The sequence below is a fragment of the Calditerrivibrio sp. genome, assembly GCA_026415135.1.
Taxonomy (GTDB): domain Bacteria; phylum Chrysiogenota; class Deferribacteres; order Deferribacterales; family Calditerrivibrionaceae; genus Calditerrivibrio.
This window is the reverse complement of the sequence record JAOAHS010000026.1, coordinates 1-20,836: the sequence shown is the minus strand read 5'-3', so window position 1 is coordinate 20,836 and position 20,836 is coordinate 1. Positions and strand designations below refer to the sequence as shown.

Below are 20,836 nucleotides of genomic sequence, written 5' to 3'. Positions count from 1 at the left end.
GTGTAACATGAACGCTCAACAAGTCTATATCGAAGATTTAAAAGAAGTAAAAGACGAAGATCTTCTACAACTTGTTGGTTTTAAGCTCGGCGAAGAAGAGTATGCCATAGATGTTTTAAAGATTCAGGAGATAATTAGACTTGTTGAAATAACATCCGTACCAAGAACGGAAAACTATATTATGGGTGTAATGAACCTGAGGGGTAAAGTTATTCCTGTGGTTGATCTCAGGGTAAGATTCAATCTTGATAAATCTGATTTTGATAAGAAAACAAGAATAATTGTCGTTCGTTTTGAAAAGGAAAATATAGGATTTGTCGTTGATGAAGTTACACAGGTAATCAGAATAAATAAAACCCTCATCGAACCAACACCACCTTTAGTGGGATCGATTGGACAGGAGTATATACTGGGTATTTGCAAATACAATGAAAGGCTTATTATTCTTCTTGATATAGATTCCTTGATTTATGATGATAAAAACTATGAAAGTGACCTTAAGAAAAAGTTTACTGGGTCTAAAGGTGGATCTTCTGGTAATACAACAGAACTTACACCAGAAAGGGAAAGATTTGAGCCCGAATACCATGTACCCACTTCATCTTCCCTTGAGGAAGATATTGAAGAGAAAGATGCATTAGAAACAAAACAAATATCTAAACAGGAATTAAAAAGTCCCACTAAAACTATTATCGAAGAGATCAAGGAAGAAAAACAATTTACTGACACTACAGATACCACTGAAGATATAGATGCTTTAATAGCTATGGAACTTGCCAAAAGGGAAAAAGAAACTGAGGAGATAAATAAAAAGAAAAAATCTGTTCAGCAGGAGAGTTTAGAGGATATTCTAAACGATGCAGTCAAACAAGCTGAGGAAAAGATAAACCACGAGGCTGTTCATGTAGATCAAAACGACCTTGATGCTCTCATAGCCATGGAACTTGCTAAAAGGGAAAAAGAAACCGAGGAGATGATCCGGAGGAAAAAAGAGGCGGAAAAAAAAAATGAAACAGCCATAGAAGAAGAAAAAAAAAGTGAGTCAGTCGAACACCAAACATTAAGCATAGAGATTGATGCCATCTCAGAGATAAAAGAGATAGCCCGCAAAATCATACATGGAGAAGCCAAAGATATCTCCATAGATGTAAAAGGTGAGTTAGGTGAGATAATAAAATTGATCCTTAACACCAAAGAAAAGATAGATAACATAGAAAACTCCTCAGAAAAAGTCCCAGCTGTAGCCAAAAACCTCGAATTTATAAATGAGACCACTGAAAAAGCCACATCGAATCTTTTACAACACTCAGATGACCTTTCCTCTATATATACCGAGATAAGCGATGCCCTGAGGGATGTGGAAAGATTTATTGAGTCAAGGGACACCTCTTCTGCGATGAAAAAGATAGAGCACATTGAAGAGCTTGTTCAAAAAGCGGAGGAACTTGGCTTCGATATACTACAAGCCTTGGAGTTTCAGGACATCACAGAACAAAAGATAAATAAGGTGATAAAAAACATAGAGGAAATAGGAGCAAGACTCGGATCCATACTTGGATACGTAGTAACATCATCCACAGATGAAGATAGCCCAGTAGCTTCCCAGGAGGATATAGACAAGCTCTTAAGCGATTTTGGACTAAACTAACCTTTGTTTTGAGCTTTAAGCAACCTATTGTATAAAAATGTTCCCCATAAAGCAAAAACTAATATGATGATATAAATTGTTGCAAAAATATTGCTTTGCCATATAGGGATCAATCTAAAATATGCTCCTCCTAATATATACATAATAAATGTATTTATCACTGCAATCCTCGAATTTTTATATATCCCAAAACCTAAAACACCCCAGAGCACCAAATCAAGAAAACCCAAAAATAGAAAATCAGGTATAACAGTCACACAATGTACAAAAGATACAACCCCCATCATACCAGTCATAATAGCAGCTGGCAAAGACATTTTGTGTGCTTGTTCTAATGTTTCTAACTTTAAACCAAAAAATCTAAAACTATTCAATGTTTTATTCATCTTCCACCTCTTAATTATGTATAATATAAAATGATGTTTTATGCAAGAGGTTTTATGTAATCTGACACAAATCGATGTCAACTCAAATTCCCCTTGCTTTTGCATAACCCAGATGTTAAAATAAAATATCAATTTGTATCGGAGGCGGATATGTTTGAGGTTGTGGAGATGGAGAAAAAGGTTGAAAAGGATTATTACGAAAAGAAGATAGCCGAACTCCGTCAAAGGCTCTTTTTTGCCCAATTAGAAGCAAAAAAGCTAAAAATCCCCATCATAATTCTTATAGCAGGTGTAGATGGAGCAGGAAGAGGCGAAATAATAAACCTTATCACCGAATTCATGGATACAAGATTCTTAAAAACATATACCTTCTGGGCAGAAACCGAAGAAGAACGGGAAAGACCACCTTTTTGGAGATACTGGAGATCTCTGCCTGCTGCAGGTACTACCTCATTACTCTTTGGTGGGTGGTATGAAAATACTTTTTTGGACTTAGCGTATGGTAGAATCGACATCGATAGGTTTGATAGAAGAATGCAACGCAGGATCCGCTTTGAAAGATCACTATTTAACAACGGTACATATATTGTCAAATTCTGGCTTCATCTGTCAGAAGATGGTCAAAAGAAAAAGGTAAAAAAGATAAAAAAAGAGTACAGTGAAGATATAGCAAAGTTTAGGATAAACAACAAAAATGTAAAGCACTACAAAGAGATAGTAGATGCAGCTTCGAGGGCAATAAGGGTAACTGACAGGGTAGAAGCCCCATGGGTATTGATCGATGCTTATGATCCTCGAAACAGAAACCTCACCGTTATAGAAACCCTTGTCAATCTGTATGAAGGGGCAATAAAACAGAAAAAAGAGCAGACCCACAAACATGAAACAACTAACATCAACATCTCATACAACTACCCTTCTATTTTAGACAATGTGGACCTAAATGTTTCTATAAATAAAAAAGACTATGATAAAGAGCTCGAAAAGTTCCAGTTAAAGCTTTGGGGGCTTACATGGAAGGCCCATCAGAAAAAGGTATCCACGATCATCCTTTTTGAAGGCTGGGACGCTGCCGGCAAAGGTGGGTGTATTCGAAGGATAACAAAAGGTATAGACTCAAGGCTCTACCAGGTTATACAAGTGGCAGCTCCCACAGATGAAGAAAAAGCTCATCACTACCTCTGGAGATTCTGGAGACATGTGCCCCGATTTGGTTTTGTCACAATCTACGACAGATCTTGGTACGGCAGGGTATTGGTAGAAAGGGTGGAAAACTTTGCCACCCCAGAAGAATGGGGCAGATCATACTCAGAGATAAATGACTTTGAAGAACAACTCACCCAGTATGGAAAAATCCTCCTTTTTAAATTTTGGCTTCACATATCAAAAGAAGAACAGTTAAAAAGGTTCAAAGAACGCGAATCAAACCCTCTTAAGCAATACAAGATAACAGAAGAAGACTGGAGGAACAGGGAAAAATGGGATCTTTATAAAGATGCTGTGGATGATATGGTGGCAAAGACAAGTACAGATATAGCCCCCTGGTATATTATCCCGGCAAACGACAAAAAGTACGCCCGCATAGAAGTATTAAAAATAATCTGCACCAAGCTGGAGGAACATCTAAAAAACTTTGATTAAAAATGATATGTACTATTATAAAGTAGCTCCTGCCGTCCCCTATATTGATCTTTTGACGTATAGATATAATTGTAAGTTGAATGCAGGCACCCTCGTAAAAATCGAGGTTGGTAGGAGAATCGTAGAGGGTATCGTATTTGAAACAAGTTCAAATGATCAACTAAGTAAGATAAAAGATATAATTTCAGTAAACGAACATATCACATTTCCAGAACAATACCTTAAATTTATTAGGAAACTCAGCCAGTATTACAGCTATCCTTTAGGTACAGTGATCCATAAGATTGTCCCTACCAGATATATAGATAGATTCTTTGGTAACGTCAAAGAAAAGAAACATACCTATACAGCCATAACATTAAATGATGAACAACAAGTTGCATACGAAGAGATATCAAAACAATTAAGCCAGTTTGGTGTTTTCTTGATATACGGTGTAACAGGAAGTGGCAAAACAGAAGTGTATTGTAAGCTTATAAACGATATAATCCATGCAGGTGGTCAGGTACTCTACATAGTTCCAGAAATAGCCCTCACATCTCAACTCTACGAACGCCTAAGCAACAGACTCATAGATGAAGTAGCCGTTTATCACAGTAAGATAGCCGATAAAAAAAGGGAACAAATCCTCTCAAATTTTAACAATGGTAACCTTAAAGTACTATTAGGAGCAAGAAGCTCCCTATTTGTCCCAGGTAAAAACATCAAGATGATCATCATCGATGAAGAACATGACAGCAGCTTCAAACAAGAGGATATCCCCCATTATCATACAAGGGATATGGCCATCTTATATGCTAAAATCCTCAACATCCCCATTGTCTTAGGTTCAGCAACTCCATCCCTTGAGTCTTATCAAAATGCCATCTCTGGAAAGTACCACTTACTCAGACTAAACCAGAAATTCTATCCTAAAAGCACCACCGACATTGTTCTTTTGGATATGAAAAAAGAGGAATTGATAGAAGAATTCTTCAGTAAAAAACTCTATGATGAAATCCACCAACGTTTAAAAAACAACGAACAGACCCTCCTGTTGATCAACAAAAAAGGCTATGCCAGCAATATAATATGTAATCACTGTGGCAGTATATTTAGATGCCCAAACTGTGACGTATCCCTTACCTACTACAAAAAGAATAATCATGGCAGGTGTCATTACTGCGATGAAAAGATCACCTTTTTTATATGTTCAAACTGCAACCAAAAGGATTTTAAAATCATCGGCACAGGTTCAGAAAAGATATATGAGCTACTTAACGATCTTTTTCCCGATGAAGTTATAAGACTTGATCAGGATACACTCACCTCAGCAACAAGAATAGATAATATACTAAAAGAGTTTGAATCAAAAAAGAAAAAGATTTTGGTGGGGACCCAGATTATAGCAAAGGGGTTAAATTACCCCGACATAACACTCATAGGTGTGATAAATATAGATAATATGTTTACAATACCAGATTTCAGAATTGAGGAAAAAAGTATTCAAATTCTTACCCAGTTTTTAGGACGGGGTGGTAGATTTGAAAAACCTTGTAAAATGCTAATCCAGACTTATAACCCTGAAAACTATATTTTCGAGATCCTAAAGATGGGTGATCTGGACACTTTCTATAAAGTTATGTTGCAAAAACGGAAAGCCTTAAACTATCCACCATTCTGCAGGCTCATCAGAGTACTGTTCGAAGGTCCAAAGTTAAACGAACTCATGTTGGTCACCCAAGAGATCGCAAGAATTTTGAAAAGTAATATTCGTTTATCAGACACCATGTTAGGCCCATCCATAGCACCAATTTCAAAAATAAAAAATAGATATAGAGTACAGGTTATAATAAAAATAAAATCTGTATCCACCATACCCTTTTACAAAGAAAAAATAGATAGTCTATTTAATACCATAAAAAAAGGGAATATGACATTTACATTAGATGTTGACCCTTATAATTTTATGTGAGAATATATAGAATTATATTCACGGGAGATACAATGCTAAAATATGGAGACAAAGTAATATTGACAGACCATAAAAAAAATAAACACACCATTACCCTAAAAGAAGGGGCAAAATTTTCCACAAACTACGGCTTTATAGAACATGACAAAATAATTGAAACTGGTGATGGCGGTATCGTGTTAAGTAGCAAAAATATAAAATACACTGTACTAAAGCCCACTTACATAGACTACGTTATGCACCTGAAAAGAAATGCCCAGATCATATATCCAAAAGATACCGCAGCAATGCTCATGGAAGGGGATGTCTATCCGGGTCTTGAGATTTTGGAATCAGGTATCGGTCAAGGAGCTTTATCCATAGCACTTCTTAGAGCGTTAGCTGGTCAAGGCAAACTAATTACTTACGAAATAAGAGAAGACTTTGCAGAGCAATCAAAAAGATTTATAAAAGACTTCTTAGGGGAACAACCAAACCATGAAATAATAATAGGCAACATCTATCAAGGATTTCAAGGGGAATATGATAGGGTCTTTCTTGATCTACCAGAACCCTGGCATGTTTTAAAATACCTTGAGACAGGTCTTAGAGCTGGTGGCATAGTGGTAGCTTATATACCCACCGTTTTACAGCTTAAAACTTATGTTGACACACTAAAAGAGTTAGCTTTCTTCACAGATATAGAGTCATTCGAATTGATCAAGCGACCGTGGAAAGTGGATGGTCTTTCAGTAAGACCTGAGATGTGGATATACAACCATAGCGCATTTATCTGTAAAGCAAGAAAGATGAAGGTGACGTGAAGATGGCAGAGAAGTATCCAGTCACACCAGCTACAAGGTTTTTAAACAGTCAAAAAATACCTTACGAGCCCTACTTATACGAATACGAAGAAAAAGGTGGTACGAGGGTCTCAGCGCAAAAACTTGGCGTAGATGAACACATGGTTATAAAAACGATTGTCTTAGAAGATGAAAATAAAAAGCCCCTTATCGTTCTTATGCATGGTGATCTTGAGATATCCACTAAAAATTTAGCAAGGTTTCTTGGGGTAAAAACCATTACCCCATGCTCTCCAGAAACCGTCACAAAACATACAGGTTACATTGTGGGAGGTACATCCCCTTTTGGTACAAAAAAACAGTTGCCTATTTACATGGAAAAGACTATTTTAGAATTAGATAAAATTTATATAAATGGTGGCAAAAGGGGGTTTTTAGTTTCTTTGGACCCAAAACATCTAATAAAACTATTAAACCCAACATTGGTAGAGGTTGGATACAGATGAAGGATAATCTGATCATATTTGATATGGACGGTACCCTAATAGACAGCAGCGAAGATATAACCATATCAGTTAACCACGTTAGATCCCATTTTGGGTTGCCCCCTCTTTCCAAAACATCGGTAGTGGACGTGATAAACGGGGACAGAAGCAAACTAGCCTTTGGTCTTTATGGTATCGAAGAATACACTAAAGAACATAGAGATATTTTCGAAACCCACTACTATGAGCAATGTATCAAGAATACCTACCTTTACGATGGTATTCCAGACCTTTTAGCCAAATTAAAAGCCAAAGGTTTTAAAATGGCTGTAGCTACAAACGCCTACACAAAATTTGCTGAAAAAATGCTTTCCCATTTGGGTATTGACAGATATTTTGTGGATATAGTTGGCTCATGCAGGGTAAACAGGCCTAAACCAGAGCCTGATATGATCCATCATATAATGAATAACCACAACCCATTAAATAGAACAGTAATGGTAGGTGACAATCATACAGATGTCTTCGCAGCATTGAATGCAGAAATAGAAATGATTTTTGCAGGCTGGGGCTTTGGAAAAATATCCGACTATAATAAAGTCCATTTTGTTGCTAAAACCCCATACGATATATACAATTTTTTAGTTTACTAAAGTCAAAAATAAAACAGGTTTATTTTAAAAACATTGTTTAATCATATATTGACTTTTTAACTATTGATTATATTTTACTCTTCGGAGGTGCAATATGGACAGATTTTACGCTGGAGACCTTTTTGAGGTTGAATCAAAAATGTACACAACTGCTAAAATATTAGTTTTAGCCAGATCCATTATTACAAAAGAACACTTTTATCTCATCAGCATTGGCTCTTTCGAACCATGGAACGAAAGAGTAATAACCGTTGATAATAGGTTTGAAAGGGCATGGATCACCCCTGAAGAGTTATACTATTTAGCTGAGACAGACAATGTCACTTATCTCGGGAATATAAATAGTTATAAGGAGAGCATCGCCCGAGTGTTAAGCCCCAAATCAAAAGTAGCTTAAAACTTCACAATAGTAGCCACAGCCAGTGCAGCTATACCCTCTTCTCTACCAGTAAAACCCATTTTTTCTGTGGTTGTGGCTTTTATTGTTATATCATCCAGATCCAACACTAAGACCTCAGACAGAACAGATCTCATAAGGGGTATATAATCTTTGAGTTTAGGTTTCTCGGCAATGACTGTAACATCGATATTTGATATTTTATATCCCATATCTAAGACCATCTTTCTCGATTCTCTAAGTAGGATTTTCGAGTCTATACCCTTGTACCTATCATCGCTGTCAGGGAAAAGGTTACCTATATCCTTGCCGAGAGCCGGCCCCACGATAGCATCCACTATGGCATGAATTACTACATCAGCATCGCTGTGCCCCAAAAGCCCATACTTATAAGGTATTTCAACACCCCCTAAGATCAGCTTTCTGTCCTCTACAAATCTATGGGCATCAAAACCTACGCCTGTCTTAATTTTCATCTTTTTTACTCTTTAGATCAGGATCTTTTTCATCATTACAAGGAATATCCAAAGTGACATCAAAGGAAAAATCCAGACATTTTGAAGGATCTTTTATGGAAAACTTCTTATTACACGTTCCTCTCCAGGCACAAATGGAACAAGATGGCTTTATATTTCTATTCATGTTGCCTCCTCTGTTTATTTATGATATAATTGATATAGAAAAATGTCAATGAAAAGAGGTCACGTATGGATATAGCGGTAATAGGTGGAGGTATTTCAGGTATTTCCACTGCATTTTTATTAAAAAAGTTAAAAGATACACAAGGGTTGGACCTAAACATTACTCTGTTAGAAAAAAATCTAAGATGGGGCGGATCAATAGAAACCTCAAGAGAGGATGGATTTATCATAGAAGCAGGACCAAACGGATTTTTAGATAGCAAACCCCATACCTTAGAGCTACTAAACCTTGCAGGTCTGAATCCAAACATAATCAGAAGCAACGATTTGGCAAGGAAAAGATATATTATGCGAAATGGAACATTACACCGATTACCAGAAAATCCACCGATGTTCTTCAGCTCTGGTCTTTTATCATTTGGAGCGAAAATGAGAATCATCTCAGAGTTTTTCATATCAAAAAAAGAATTGGAAGATGAAACCGTCGCAGATTTTGCTAGAAGAAGACTTGGAAAAGAAGCCCTTGAATATCTCATAGGTCCTATGGTATCTGGTATCTTCGCTGGTGATCCTGAAAAGATGAGTCTTAGGTCCTGTTTCCCTGTGATAAGGGATTTAGAGATTAACTATGGAGGACTTTTTAAAGGTATGTTTAAGAAAAAAGGGAAAAAAAGTGGTCCAGCTGGCCCTGGAGGGATTTTAACATCTTACAAAAACGGGTTAGAACAGATGATAATAGACCTCCTTGATCAAATGATGGATATAAATAAATTGGCAAACTGCGAAGCCTGCTCAATTACGAAAGAAGGTAAAAGATACATTATCTCTACTACCTCTGGGGATCTCATCGCTGACAAGGTCTTCATAAACACCCCATCTTACACCACTTCAAAACTGATAAAGGGTCTTGATGAAAATATTGCCATATCCCTTGAAAAGATAACCTATGCCCCTGCCTTTGTCATCGGCTTTGTATTTAAATCAGAGGATTTAAAGGACCAATTGGATGGTTTTGGTTACCTCATCCCCCACTCAGAAAAAAAGAGGATCTTGGGAGTACTCTACGACTCATCGATATTTCCTGATAGAACAAGAAATGGTTACAAAATTATTCGTGTTATCATGGGGGGAGACAAAAATCGTTGGATTATAGAAAAACAAGACGACGATTTAATCCGTATGGCATACGACGATATAAAAGAAACACTCCAGATCAAAAATACCCCATACAGGATAAAAACGTTTAGATGGCATAAAGCAATACCCCAATATTATCTGGGTCATCACAAAGTTGTAGAAGCTGTGGAAGAGTTTTGTAACAAAAATCCCAATATCTTCATCGGAGGAAATATTTTATACGGTGTAGGGCTAAATGACTGCACCAGGACAAGTTTTATGAACGTGGAAAGATTAAAAAAACTTCTTGAGTCTACATAATGATCTTTCAATATAAAAAATAGGAGGTAGATTATGTCAAAACCAAAAGTTGCGGTAGTTTTGAGCGGATGCGGAGTTTATGATGGTAGCGAAATCCACGAAGCTGTACTTACCATGTACTTCTTAGACAAATATGGTGCAGAGCTTGTCATGGCAGCGCCAGACATACCCCAATACCATGTAGTTAACCATCTCACCGGTGAAGAGGCAAAAGGTGAAAAAAGAAATGTTCTTGTGGAGTCCGCCAGAATTGCAAGGGGCAAAATTATCGACCTTAAAAATCTTAATATTTCAGACGTGGACGCTGTGGTTTTCCCGGGTGGATTTGGAGCGGCTAAAAACTTGACCACCTTTGCCTTTGAAGGATCCAATTGCAGTATAAATCCAGAAGTAAAAAGAGTAGTACAAGAAGCTGTAAAAGCCAAAAAGCCAGTTGCAGCTGTCTGTATTGCTCCAGTGCTGCTTGCCAAAGCACTGACCGATGTAAAAATAGACCCAAAACTCACCATAGGTAACGATGAAGGGGTAGCCTCAGCTATAGGGCAATTAGGTGGTAAGCACATAAACTGCCCTGTAAAAGAAGCAGTGGTTGATAAAGAGAATAAAATTGTTACCACCCCAGCCTATATGCTTGGTAAAAGTATCTCAGAGATTGCCGAAGGGATAGAAGATATGGTTAAAAAGCTTTTTGAGCTTTTAAAATAAAAAAACTCCCCGAAATGCATCCAATGTCATTTCGGGGAGTCATGATTTATTGGGCTTGTTAGCATCCATAGGCTTACCTTATGATTTCTTATCAAAAAGTAAGCCTATCATCTCTTTTATATTTTTACTTATCCTGAGGGCATCCTCCGAAGGTATCTGTCTTATTACTTCCTGTTTTTCAGTATCCAGTATCTTCACCACTACTACACCAACATCCTTGTCTATGACAAACTGCCTTGCTATGTTCATCCCCTTGAAAGCTTCGTTTATATCTTTCAAAGCACTCTCCAAATCTTTCTCATGAACATTCTTCGCTTTAAGCTCATCATTTTTTATCAACTCAACCTGCTTTTTTGATTGCACCGACGATAATTGTGGATCTTTTACGGTATCCACAGCAACAGATTTGAGAGCATCTATCATATACCATCACCTGCCTTTTAAGAGTAGAAGGTGGGGTTAACCCACCCTCTATTTTAAGCTAAATGTTATCTCAATAACTGAAGCGCCAGTTGTGGAAGTTGATTAGCCTGAGCCAGCATTGCAGTACCAGACTGGTTAAGTATTTGCCACCTAGTAAATGTAGCCATCTCGGCAGCTACATCAAGGTCACGTATCCTGGATTCAGCAGCTACCAAGTTCTCTCTTGTAACATTCAGGTTGCTGATAGCATACTCAAGTCTGTTCACCTGAGCACCTATTGTCGCTCTTGATGCAGATACAAGTTCTATAGCCCTATCTATCTTCGTGATAGATTTTTGAGCAAGCTCTTGACTTACCACATAAGCATCATCAAGGCCAAGAGATGTAGTATCCATCTGACCAATATTGGCTTCAATAGTCTGACCTTCGTTTGCACCTATCTGAAGCTCAGTGGCATTGTCCACAAGGTGAAGCTTGATATCAACACTTCCACTCTTGCTGCTGAAATCCAATTTCTTAGTTGTGTTATTCCAAGTAGCAGAGATATCAACGGTACTATCGATTTTAACATCAACACCCTTGATAATATTTTTCAAAGTATAGTCATTTACCACATCAGAACCGATAACTTCACCAGTGTGGGCGTTTGAAACTTTCACTGTGAGCTCGGAGTTTCTACCTTGTTGTATAGTCGCAAGAGACAATCCATCTATAAGCGCCTGATCACCGATGAAGGACAGTCTACTATCTTCACCCAATAGTGCAGACTGTATCACAAACGTACCTGCAACAGCCTGTGGTGAATTGGATGTAGCAACCTTTACATAATCCACAAGATGATCATTTACGCTTGAAACATCGCTACCCATACCCAAACCATCTTTTATAGCATTTGTAAGCTTCTCCTCAAAATCCTTCAACGTGTCACTACCCTCAAGGTATATTGTAGTCTGCTTACCATTTCCAAAAATTGTTAAAGCCTGGGTGTTATCAAAAATGTTTCTACCATCAGCATTGATAAACCTTGCAATATCGGATAGCTTAGCAAACTCTGCTGCCCTATCACCAGGTCCCGCTACCTCAAATCGCAATGTTCCTGTCTGAGCTGGTAAAACTTTACCCATCTCAAGCTTAAATGAACCCATATTCACAGAACCAGTAGCGGTATTTATCTCAGCTATATAAAAAGTAGTAGTTTTATACTCGGTAGAAGATACAAATTTATCTCTTTCTATCCTTATATTATTTTTATTATAGGAGTCTTTTATTCTTATCTGCGCAGCACCAGTAGTACTTGCATTGGCAGAAACGTTTAAAGCTCCTACATTAGATACCCAAAACAATATTTTGTCTCCACTTCTAACACGAGCACCACCAGCAGCACCCAAATTCAGAACTGCTGTATTACCTCCAATGGAAATGCTGTTTGTAAACATAGTTGATCCACCTGAAGATACAGTAACATTTACATTAACCCAATCTGACAACGATCCATTTTCAGCATTATAAAATCTTACTTTAACAGCAGATCCTACTGTGTATGCTGTAGTACTTGAACTAAAATTTGCAAGTGCTTCAATCTCGTAATATCCAGATTTGTTAATTGCACTTGAACCTGAAACTAACACAACATCATTATTGGCAATAGTAGATGATGTTTGAGAATTATAAATACCTACAACTCCAGAGTAGTTTGTTGCTGAAGAACTATTTATGTTATTAGTATAAACTTCAACTGTATAAACACTGGTATTATTAATTGTACTCCTCAAGCCACTTACATCAGTAATCTTTCTTGCAGAAATACCATTTTGACCTTCCACAAATTCAGCAGCATAGGCGCCATCCTTCATTGTCATCACATCTGTTTTGTAGATAAAGTTTTGCCCTGGATTTGCATCGATGTTTATATTGTAGTTACCTTCAGCTACTCTGCCCCTTATTATGGTATTTATCTTGTTGCTATCAGCTGACCAGAGGGCAGTAGAATCACCGTTTAACAATTTTTTGGTGTTAAACTCAGTGGAGGCAGAAATACGATTGATCTCAGCCTTTAATTGATCCATTTCATCCTGAATATACTTGCGGTCGTTTGTAGTATAAATACCGTTTGAAGCCTGAACAGCAAGTTCCCTCATTCTCTGGAGTATGCTGTGTACTTCGCCCATTGCTCCTTCAGCTGTTTGTAGCATGGAGATACCATCTTGGGCGTTCATAGCTGCTCTTTTAAGGCCGCTTATCTGGCCCCTTAATTTTTCAGAAATAGCAAGCCCTGACGCATCATCTGATGCATGGTTGATCCTCAAACCTGAGGAAAGTTTTTCAAGAGATTTTGCTAAATTAGAATTGGATACTCCAACGTATCTTTGAGCTGTCAAAGATGGTATGTTGTTGTAAATTATCATTGGCATAATATACCTCCGTGTTATTATTTATTTGGGCTTCCCTGCCCAGTGTTCTAACTTTTACTTTAAAATTAGGTTACCAAACTCCACATCTTACATAAGACCTTAGGTTTAATTTGTAATTCTTACTACCTTTCCTTTTTTGCACCTCCTGTATCTATCTTTTTACCCGGATTCTATCCGTAGTGTATAAAAACCTTTGACCAACAAAAAAGGCCGATGAAGGTATTACTACCAACATCGGCCTGATTGTCTCAGTACCCTTTAAAGCAGCCCTTTTTATCCTGTCTGCTTTACTTATTCATCTTTCTTAACCTAACTATCGAACGAATATAAAAAAACTTTAGCATTTTTTTAATAAATATTCACATAGATATCTGTAAACAGATCCAGGAACCAGATCAGAAATATCTTCACCCGCTAAAAGCCGCCTTCTCACCTCGGTACCTGTGGTTAAACGTTCCTCCATACTTCTTCGCCACAACACTTCTGTTTTGAAGCCATAGTTATTTAATATATCAACCTTGGATTCACCCCATTGATCATAAATGGTCACATATATCGTTGCTTCTAATGGTATATAATATTTTATCAGCCATGGTTTATGTATTGGAAAAGGCGTTATATCAAATTTTGCTGTATCTACACCATATTCCAACATAGATAGTTTTATCATCTGCATCCTTTCGTAAAATGTAAAAGGATAAATAGGATTATCTAATCTCATAGGAGTTTTTGAAATCTTATCAATATCTTCAAAATGAGAATAATCAAAATACGATAAAGAAGGATCCATATCGGAAATACCAATCAAAAGATAATCACATCTTTTATATGATTCAATCAAATACTCCATATGACCGTAATGAATGATATGAAATCTCCCCTGGGCAACTCCAATTTTCATAATACCAACCTTTTGTCAGAAATCATTAAACTTGTACTCTCATCTCTTTCCAAATTCTCTTCAAAAAACTTCTTTATCATTTCAACAACATACTCCACGTCTCTTTCCGTCATATGTTCACCTATTGGCAAACTCAAAATTCTTCTGCAATTTGCTTTAGCTTTATAACAATTTTCGTGGGGAAATCTTCTAAAAGGTTCTAATTCTGGTAATGAGACTGGATAGTGGATCCCAGTTTCTACACATTTCTCTTTAAGATATTTCTGTAGTTTATCTCTACTATCTGTCTTTATCACGTACAAATGATACGCATGAAAAATGTTCTCTTTAACAAGAGGTGGCGTTATATAATCAACTTCACTTAAGAGATTCGTATAATAAGCACCTAACTGATTTCTTATATTGTTCCAGATATCTAAATATTTGAGCTTGACAGACAGTACCGCGGCTTGCAAACCATCTATTCTAGAATTTCTACCAATCATAATATGTTCATACTTGGACACTCTACCATGATTTGCAATCAATCTACCTTTTTTAGCAATAACTTCATCATTTGTCACTATAGCACCTGCATCTCCGTAAGCTCCAAGATTTTTTCCAGGATAAAAACTAAATGTTGCAGCAATACCAAAGCTACCAACTTTCCTACCTTTATAAGCAGCTCCATGAGCTTGAGCACAGTCTTCAATTATAATCGAACCTTTTTTCTTTGAAAAATCCAAGATATCATCCATATCGCAAGGTTGGCCGTAAAGATGAACTGGTATAACTATATCAATATCATGAGATATTCTTTTCAAAGCTTCCACTGATAAAAGATAATAATCATCGCAATCACAAAAAACAGGATTATAACCTACTCTAACTACCGACTCTGCTGTAGCAACAAAAGTGTTAGCCGGTACTATAGCATTTGCACCTTTGTATAGATCTAAAGACTCCAAAACAATCTCTAATGCATCAGTGCCATTTCCGACACCTATACAGTATTTGGTCCCAATATATGCAGCAAACTCCTCCTCAAATTTCTCCACATATTTGCCTCCAACAAAAGATGAGGTGATCAACACTTCTTCAATCTTTCTGTCGATCTCTTCTTTGATCTCAAAGTATTGTTTTTTTAAGTCTAAAAATTTTACCATTTATCTCACTCACTTATAATCACCAAAGTTTTGATCATATCCATCTATCAGCAATAATCTTTTCCTTATACAAAATTTGACAAAAAGATACAAAATTTTTACCATAATTATACTGAACTATTTTTAAATACAATCCATCCCTCTATAAAATTTATTTAATTACTATTCCAATATTGCAAACAATTAACATATTAACATTGGCATCATAATATTTATCAATTCTCCTCTTCCAACCCCCATAACCGATCAGAACTACATTCATAGTTTTCTTAATAGCCTTGCAGGATTTCCTGCATATATGCCAGAAGTAACAATATCCTTTGTTACAACACTTCCAGCACCAATAACAACATTTGAACAGATTTTAATAGGTAGAATAGTAGCATTCGAACCAATACTCACATTATCTCCTATAAAAGTATCTTTCCATTTACTCTTATCACCAGATGCCGGCTTTCCCTCTTCAAACAGATCGTTTACAAACATAACACCATGTGCTATAAAACAATTTCTACCAATAGTAACCAACTCACAAATAAAAGTGTGGCTTTGTATTCTTGTATTATCACCTATTATTACCCCCCTTTGTATCTCACAGAAAGGACCAACAAAAACATTATCTCCTAATGTACATTCATAAAGATTTACAGGTTCCACAACAACACAGTTTCTCCCAAAAACAACATCTCTTATCATAACTTTTTTAATCGTAGGTATATAACTAAGTTCCATTTTTAACTCCCAATTTGCATCTTTTAGGCCTAAACTTCAGAAAAACTTCCTTACCCGTCTCTATAGACTCATACAATGCTGTAATTAGCTCAATATTTTTCCTACCTTCCAAACCATCTATAAGTTGTTTTTTATTATTATTTATACAGTCAACTACATGTTCATAAAATTTTATATGACCGAATCCATACACATCTGGAGGATTTTCCGAATATTTACTGAAAACTTCTTCATCTTCTGTAATCTTTTCCACAAACTCCCATTGTTCTATTTTATTGACAGCAAAACCACCTATAACAACAGATCCTTTTTCTCCCAAAATAGATATCGATCCTTCTAAATCTTTTGGTCTCGTAGCAGTTGTTGCCTCTATGACCCCTAAAGCTCCACTACTAAATTTTATAGTAGCTATAGCTGTATTCTCTGTCTCTATGTTTACCGAAGTAGTGGATGCTTTTGCAAAAACTGATTCTACATCACCAGCTAGCCACTGAAGTAAATCGATATGATGACTTGCTTGATTAGCTAACACACCACCATCCATAGCCCATGTCCCCCTCCATGCATCCATGTCATAATATTCCTGTGTTCTACACCACCTCACTCTTGCAGTGGCTAAGAAAATCTTTCCAAATCTACCTTTATCAATAGCTTCTTTTAGTTTCAATACAGGCAGATTAAATCTATTCTGTTTGACTACAAAAAGTCTACAGCCATGTTTATCGCATGCTTCAATTATACTATCAGCATCATCTAAGGTAAGACACATGGGCTTTTCAACAACAATATTTTTTACATACTTACAAATATCTATCGTATGTTTTGCATGATTACCACTCTCGGTTAGGATCGAAACAATATCACATTTTATCTTACTTAACATTTGAAAATAATCTAAAAAATAAGGGACATTAAAACTATTTCCGAATTCCTTAGCTCTTAATGGATTAATATCACAAACTCCTACCAACTCTAAACCTTTTATCATCCCTTTTGAAATTATCTGACAATGCTTAAACCCAATTCTTCCACATCCTACAATGGCAACCTTTAACGACGACATCTTATCCCTTCTATTATTTTAAAAATCTCATCAATTAGCTTTTCTACAGCATTAGGATCTTTTATAAAGTAATCTCTGTTGTCAAATTTTTTACCAATATTTTTATCGACAATATTTAAAATCTCTTTAATATCATGTGACCAATACATGATATTATTTTTAATTAGATATTGATCATGATATAACCAAATTGACCTTGTGGATATCGTTGGTATTCCTAAATAACATGCCTCAAGATTCATTGTTCCTCCACCACCAATAATCATATCCACGTAAGGATAAAACTCATGGGGCAAAACTTTTTCTTCAAGGACATAAGCTATATCACCAAAATTGCTCTTTAACGATTCTTTGTCATATCTTGGCATAATCACAACGTTAACATCAAATTCTTTTAAAAAAGGTATTACCTTATAAATAATATCTATTTTCTCTTTTACATAGTTTGCCTTATATTCCTCTTCCCGTAATAATATTGTGGGTTTGTGTTTAGGAATTCCAAATTTTGTTCTGAAATCATCACCTCTTTTTCCTCCATATATTTCATTCATCCAAAGATGTACATCTATGAAATCATAAGAATGCAAAACATTTTCATCAACTACAATTCCTCTATAGATCTCCTTAGGCAAAACAAATGGATAAAAAATATAGTTAGATATTGGCAATGTCAATTTAGATACAGCAGTAAAGTTTTTCGGAACACCAAAGTAACCAACCACATCATATGATGGCGTATCAGAAAAATTTATCACCGGTATTCCCACCCCAAAACTAAACTGTATAGAATCAACTACGCAACCGCAAAAACAACACAAAGGCATACCTATATTATCAAATAATTCTAAAAAACCGTATTGTCTTTCTAATCTCGATTTAAACTTACCATATGGTGTATTCCCACCGTAAGAACCGATTATCTTATGCTCTATACCAAAAAGATCTAACAAGGCAACAACCTCAGTGTAGTCTTCGCTATATCTTGAAGTAACTACTATATTGATACCTTTTCGTTCTAAAAGCTTTATTATCTTTGAGAAAAAAACTGCATATTTAGGAGTAGCAATATCAAACCAAATAAATTCTGCCATTTAACGGGATCTCCTTTTTTGTGCAAATTTTTTTATTGTATCATCAAGAATTTTAAAAATCAATAGTCTGATATCTACATCATCTGCTTCTTGTACATTAAAACACTCCATTATTTTTTTGTTAGGTGCCTCAAAGCCTATTTTATTTAACCTAAAAGCAACATCCTTCAAACCATATTTTTCGATTAGCTTTCTTAAAATAAACTTAGTGTAACCATCTTTCATCTTGTAAACAAGTGGTAGTTTAAGAGCAAACTCAACTATTCTATAATCAGTAAAAGGCGTTCTACTCTCAACAGAAAATCGCATTGAGTTACGATCTTCATATCTTAATAAGGTAGGCAATATAAATTTAGTTGTATCAAAATATAAAGCCCTCTCCAAATTGAACTCAAATTTTTCTAACAAAATATCATAATTTGGTTCATATTCTTTAATTACCTTTCGAATTTTAGCAACAAATTTTTGATTGTATTCAAAAAAGAATTCTCTACCCTTTAACATACTCATACCAAGCTCTATTTCTTTTAGTACCCCATCCCCATATAGTATCCTTCTTTTCAATAAAAACTCATCATCAACTACTATATAGCGAGCAACATGATGATAATACCCTCCAAAAAGTTCATCAGAACCTTGACCACTTATAGAAACTTTGACTTTTTTCGATAATTCTCTGAAAACACAGTATTGAGCATAAATGGAAAAATTTCTAATTATATCAAAATGTGTCTTGACCAAATCTTTTATATCATCATCTACATCCTCATACGGAACAATAAGCTTATTAACAAGTATATTCAAAAAATCAGATACTTTTTCCACATAACATGTTTCATCTATCTCTTTGAAATCAGGAAACAATGCACTATAAAAATCCACATTATAACATAATTTTTTTACTATTATAGCAATCAAAGTGCTATCTATACCTCCAGATAACAATACACCTATCGGTACTTCTGACCTAAACCTCAATTTTATAGAATTGATGATTAAATTTTCAAACTCTTCTAAATAATCATTAAATTTTCTTTCGGAAAATTTTTCAGAATGAACAGCACCATTGTCTATGTTTACATTCCAATATCTTTTAGTTACAATTCTTTGATTATTTGTATCCAAAAAACCATAATGGGCTTGTGGAAAATTAAGAATGTCCTTGAATATAGTTTTAGAAGAATAGTCATTTATATTAAACAAAATTGCATCACCTAAAGCCTGTATATCATACTCAAAATCAATAAATTCACCAAAAACTTTTATTTCCGAGGCAAAAATAAATGTCCCATTTTTCAAATAATAATAAAGAGGCTTATTACCTAATCTATCCCTCGCCAGAAAAAAAAACTTAGATTTTATATCGTAAATACAAAAAGCAAAGTCACCATTCAAATAATCTAAAATCTTTTCACCATATCTAATGTAACCCTTTAACAACACCTCTGTATCAGAATTAGATGTAAAACTTATGCCTTCATCCAAAAGTATCTTTCTGATTTCTATATAGTTGTAAATTTCTCCGTTATAAACAATTACCTTATCTCCAACTCTCATAGGTTGATGAGCTGAAACAGAAAGATCTATAATAGATAATCTCGTATGAACCAAAGTCACATATTCATCTCTATAAAAACCATTATCATCTGGACCTCTATGATAAAGGAATCTTTTTACCTCATTTATGATTCTATCATCAAGAAAATAATTTATACCAAAAATCCCACACATTTATATCTCTTTTATAACTCTTTCAAACTAATAAACAAAAATTATCATTGATAAAAAAATATTTCAATAGTCAATATCATAAATTTTAAAATTGTAATTTATTGCAAAATTAGTATAAATTATGTAAAATTACTAATGAGGCATCTATGAAAAAACTACCCATAGGTATTCAGACATTTACAGACATAAGAAGTGATAACTATGTATATGTAGATAAAACTCCATTAGCTTATGATCTCATAAACAACTACAGATATGTTTTTTTATCAAGACCAAGAAGGTTTGGTAAATCCCTTTTTCTTGATACACTAAGAAACATCTTTGAAGGAAACAAAGAGCTCTTTATAAATCTATATATCTACGACAAATGGGACTGGGGAAAGAAATACCCTGTGATCAAACTAACCTTTGGTGGATCCAGAAATACTCAAGAATTAAACAAAATGATTACACCACTTCTTGAAAACATTGAAGAAAAGCTATCTGTTAGATGCAAATACAGGGATGATATTGCACTATTTTTCAAAGATCTTATAAAACAGGCTTCAGAAAAATACAATCAAAAGGTCGTAATATTAATCGATGAATACGACAAACCGATTTTGGATAA

20 protein-coding genes and 2 pseudogenes are annotated in these 20,836 nt (G+C 35.4%); 10 read left to right on the top strand and 12 right to left on the bottom strand.

The genetic code is table 11. From position 1 onward, the window contains the following. The first annotated feature begins 7 nt into the window (after positions 1–7). Complete coding sequence (locus N3C60_04320; GenBank protein ID MCX8084126.1) at positions 8–1,648, top strand: chemotaxis protein CheW; 1,641 nt, start codon at positions 8–10, stop codon at positions 1,646–1,648. Here the strand turns inward: N3C60_04320 and N3C60_04315 are convergent. Next, on the bottom strand, positions 1,645–2,034 hold the full coding sequence (locus tag N3C60_04315) for a hypothetical protein (GenBank protein ID MCX8084125.1): 390 nt from the start codon (positions 2,032–2,034) through the stop codon (positions 1,645–1,647). The genes N3C60_04320 and N3C60_04315 overlap by 4 nt on opposite strands. 150 nt (positions 2,035–2,184) lie before the next feature. On the opposite strand from N3C60_04315, the gene pap reads away from it, so the two are divergent. The 6 genes from pap (at position 2,185) to N3C60_04285 (ending at position 7,946) form a co-directional block, all read left to right on the top strand. Then, entirely contained in the window at positions 2,185–3,675 is a 1,491-nt protein-coding gene (gene pap / locus N3C60_04310; GenBank protein MCX8084124.1) for a polyphosphate:AMP phosphotransferase, read from the top strand. A 7-nt stretch (positions 3,676–3,682) separates the two neighbouring features. Then, positions 3,683–5,629, top strand: coding sequence for a primosomal protein N' (gene priA / locus N3C60_04305; protein ID MCX8084123.1), 1,947 nt, complete (start codon positions 3,683–3,685; stop codon positions 5,627–5,629). A 32-nt stretch (positions 5,630–5,661) separates the two neighbouring features. Continuing rightward, complete coding sequence (locus tag N3C60_04300; protein ID MCX8084122.1) at positions 5,662–6,432, top strand: tRNA (adenine-N1)-methyltransferase; 771 nt, start codon at positions 5,662–5,664, stop codon at positions 6,430–6,432. A gap of 2 nt (positions 6,433–6,434) precedes the next feature. Further along, complete coding sequence (ybaK, locus tag N3C60_04295; GenBank protein ID MCX8084121.1) at positions 6,435–6,917, top strand: Cys-tRNA(Pro) deacylase; 483 nt, start codon at positions 6,435–6,437, stop codon at positions 6,915–6,917. Next, positions 6,914–7,549, top strand: coding sequence for an HAD-IA family hydrolase (locus N3C60_04290; protein ID MCX8084120.1), 636 nt, complete (start codon positions 6,914–6,916; stop codon positions 7,547–7,549). The genes ybaK and N3C60_04290 overlap by 4 nt, the downstream gene beginning before the upstream one ends. A gap of 94 nt (positions 7,550–7,643) precedes the next feature. Continuing rightward, positions 7,644–7,946, top strand: a complete 303-nt coding sequence (locus N3C60_04285; protein ID MCX8084119.1) for a hypothetical protein — start codon at positions 7,644–7,646, stop codon at positions 7,944–7,946. On the opposite strand, the gene ispF is transcribed toward N3C60_04285, so the two are convergent. After that, entirely contained in the window at positions 7,943–8,422 is a 480-nt protein-coding gene (gene ispF, locus N3C60_04280; GenBank protein MCX8084118.1) for a 2-C-methyl-D-erythritol 2,4-cyclodiphosphate synthase, read from the bottom strand. The genes N3C60_04285 and ispF overlap by 4 nt on opposite strands. Further along, positions 8,412–8,588 (bottom strand): hypothetical protein, encoded by a 177-nt coding sequence (locus N3C60_04275; protein MCX8084117.1) that lies wholly within the window; start codon positions 8,586–8,588, stop codon positions 8,412–8,414. The genes ispF and N3C60_04275 overlap by 11 nt, the downstream gene beginning before the upstream one ends. 65 nt (positions 8,589–8,653) lie before the next feature. Between N3C60_04275 and hemG the strand changes: the two genes are divergently transcribed. Both hemG and elbB read left to right on the top strand, forming a co-directional pair. Beyond that, entirely contained in the window at positions 8,654–10,024 is a 1,371-nt protein-coding gene (hemG, locus tag N3C60_04270; GenBank protein ID MCX8084116.1) for a protoporphyrinogen oxidase, read from the top strand. Positions 10,025–10,057: 33 nt separating this feature from the next. Next, entirely contained in the window at positions 10,058–10,729 is a 672-nt protein-coding gene (gene elbB, locus N3C60_04265; protein ID MCX8084115.1) for an isoprenoid biosynthesis glyoxalase ElbB, read from the top strand. 78 nt (positions 10,730–10,807) lie between these two features. Here the strand turns inward: elbB and N3C60_04260 are convergent, their stop codons facing one another. The 9 genes and pseudogenes from N3C60_04260 to asnB form a co-directional block, all read right to left on the bottom strand. Beyond that, positions 10,808–11,152: a flagellar protein FlaG gene (locus N3C60_04260; GenBank protein ID MCX8084114.1), complete on the bottom strand. Its 345-nt coding sequence runs from the start codon at positions 11,150–11,152 to the stop codon at positions 10,808–10,810. A gap of 65 nt (positions 11,153–11,217) precedes the next feature. Further along, a pseudogene (locus N3C60_04255) lies at positions 11,218–11,472 on the bottom strand (flagellin). 1,674 nt (positions 11,473–13,146) lie between these two features. Further along, a pseudogene (locus N3C60_04250) lies at positions 13,147–13,557 on the bottom strand (flagellin). Positions 13,558–13,900: 343 nt separating this feature from the next. Further along, positions 13,901–14,464, bottom strand: coding sequence for a hypothetical protein (locus N3C60_04245; GenBank protein ID MCX8084113.1), 564 nt, complete (start codon positions 14,462–14,464; stop codon positions 13,901–13,903). Then, positions 14,461–15,609, bottom strand: a complete 1,149-nt coding sequence (locus N3C60_04240) for a DegT/DnrJ/EryC1/StrS family aminotransferase (protein ID MCX8084112.1) — start codon at positions 15,607–15,609, stop codon at positions 14,461–14,463. Before N3C60_04240 ends, N3C60_04245 begins: the two co-directional genes overlap by 4 nt. A gap of 258 nt (positions 15,610–15,867) precedes the next feature. Then, positions 15,868–16,341, bottom strand: coding sequence for an N-acetyltransferase (locus N3C60_04235; GenBank protein MCX8084111.1), 474 nt, complete (start codon positions 16,339–16,341; stop codon positions 15,868–15,870). Then, positions 16,331–17,404 (bottom strand): Gfo/Idh/MocA family oxidoreductase, encoded by a 1,074-nt coding sequence (locus tag N3C60_04230; protein MCX8084110.1) that lies wholly within the window; start codon positions 17,402–17,404, stop codon positions 16,331–16,333. The genes N3C60_04235 and N3C60_04230 overlap by 11 nt, the downstream gene beginning before the upstream one ends. Continuing rightward, entirely contained in the window at positions 17,392–18,495 is a 1,104-nt protein-coding gene (locus tag N3C60_04225) for a DUF354 domain-containing protein (GenBank protein MCX8084109.1), read from the bottom strand. Before N3C60_04225 ends, N3C60_04230 begins: the two co-directional genes overlap by 13 nt. Next, positions 18,496–20,226, bottom strand: a complete 1,731-nt coding sequence (gene asnB, locus N3C60_04220; GenBank protein ID MCX8084108.1) for an asparagine synthase (glutamine-hydrolyzing) — start codon at positions 20,224–20,226, stop codon at positions 18,496–18,498. 146 nt (positions 20,227–20,372) lie between these two features. Between asnB and N3C60_04215 the strand changes: the two genes are divergently transcribed. Further along, positions 20,373–20,836, top strand: a 464-nt coding sequence (locus tag N3C60_04215) for an AAA family ATPase (GenBank protein ID MCX8084107.1), incomplete at its 3' end; no start/stop codon positions are given.

Excerpts from the sequence above, each read along its gene's own strand:
- N3C60_04320 (MCX8084126.1), top strand. The coding sequence starts at position 8 with ATGAACGCTCAACAAGTCTATATCGAAGATTTAAAAGAAGTAAAAGAC.
- N3C60_04315 (MCX8084125.1), bottom strand. The coding sequence starts at position 2,034 with ATGAATAAAACATTGAATAGTTTTAGATTTTTTGGTTTAAAGTTAGAA.
- pap (MCX8084124.1), top strand. The coding sequence starts at position 2,185 with ATGTTTGAGGTTGTGGAGATGGAGAAAAAGGTTGAAAAGGATTATTAC.
- priA (MCX8084123.1), top strand. The coding sequence starts at position 3,683 with ATGTACTATTATAAAGTAGCTCCTGCCGTCCCCTATATTGATCTTTTG.
- N3C60_04300 (MCX8084122.1), top strand. The coding sequence starts at position 5,662 with ATGCTAAAATATGGAGACAAAGTAATATTGACAGACCATAAAAAAAAT.
- ybaK (MCX8084121.1), top strand. The coding sequence starts at position 6,435 with ATGGCAGAGAAGTATCCAGTCACACCAGCTACAAGGTTTTTAAACAGT.
- N3C60_04290 (MCX8084120.1), top strand. The coding sequence starts at position 6,914 with ATGAAGGATAATCTGATCATATTTGATATGGACGGTACCCTAATAGAC.
- N3C60_04285 (MCX8084119.1), top strand. The coding sequence starts at position 7,644 with ATGGACAGATTTTACGCTGGAGACCTTTTTGAGGTTGAATCAAAAATG.
- ispF (MCX8084118.1), bottom strand. The coding sequence starts at position 8,422 with ATGAAAATTAAGACAGGCGTAGGTTTTGATGCCCATAGATTTGTAGAG.
- N3C60_04275 (MCX8084117.1), bottom strand. The coding sequence starts at position 8,588 with ATGAATAGAAATATAAAGCCATCTTGTTCCATTTGTGCCTGGAGAGGA.
- hemG (MCX8084116.1), top strand. The coding sequence starts at position 8,654 with ATGGATATAGCGGTAATAGGTGGAGGTATTTCAGGTATTTCCACTGCA.
- elbB (MCX8084115.1), top strand. The coding sequence starts at position 10,058 with ATGTCAAAACCAAAAGTTGCGGTAGTTTTGAGCGGATGCGGAGTTTAT.
- N3C60_04260 (MCX8084114.1), bottom strand. The coding sequence starts at position 11,152 with ATGATAGATGCTCTCAAATCTGTTGCTGTGGATACCGTAAAAGATCCA.
- N3C60_04245 (MCX8084113.1), bottom strand. The coding sequence starts at position 14,464 with ATGAAAATTGGAGTTGCCCAGGGGAGATTTCATATCATTCATTACGGT.
- N3C60_04240 (MCX8084112.1), bottom strand. The coding sequence starts at position 15,609 with ATGGTAAAATTTTTAGACTTAAAAAAACAATACTTTGAGATCAAAGAA.
- N3C60_04235 (MCX8084111.1), bottom strand. The coding sequence starts at position 16,341 with ATGGAACTTAGTTATATACCTACGATTAAAAAAGTTATGATAAGAGAT.
- N3C60_04230 (MCX8084110.1), bottom strand. The coding sequence starts at position 17,404 with ATGTCGTCGTTAAAGGTTGCCATTGTAGGATGTGGAAGAATTGGGTTT.
- N3C60_04225 (MCX8084109.1), bottom strand. The coding sequence starts at position 18,495 with ATGGCAGAATTTATTTGGTTTGATATTGCTACTCCTAAATATGCAGTT.
- asnB (MCX8084108.1), bottom strand. The coding sequence starts at position 20,226 with ATGTGTGGGATTTTTGGTATAAATTATTTTCTTGATGATAGAATCATA.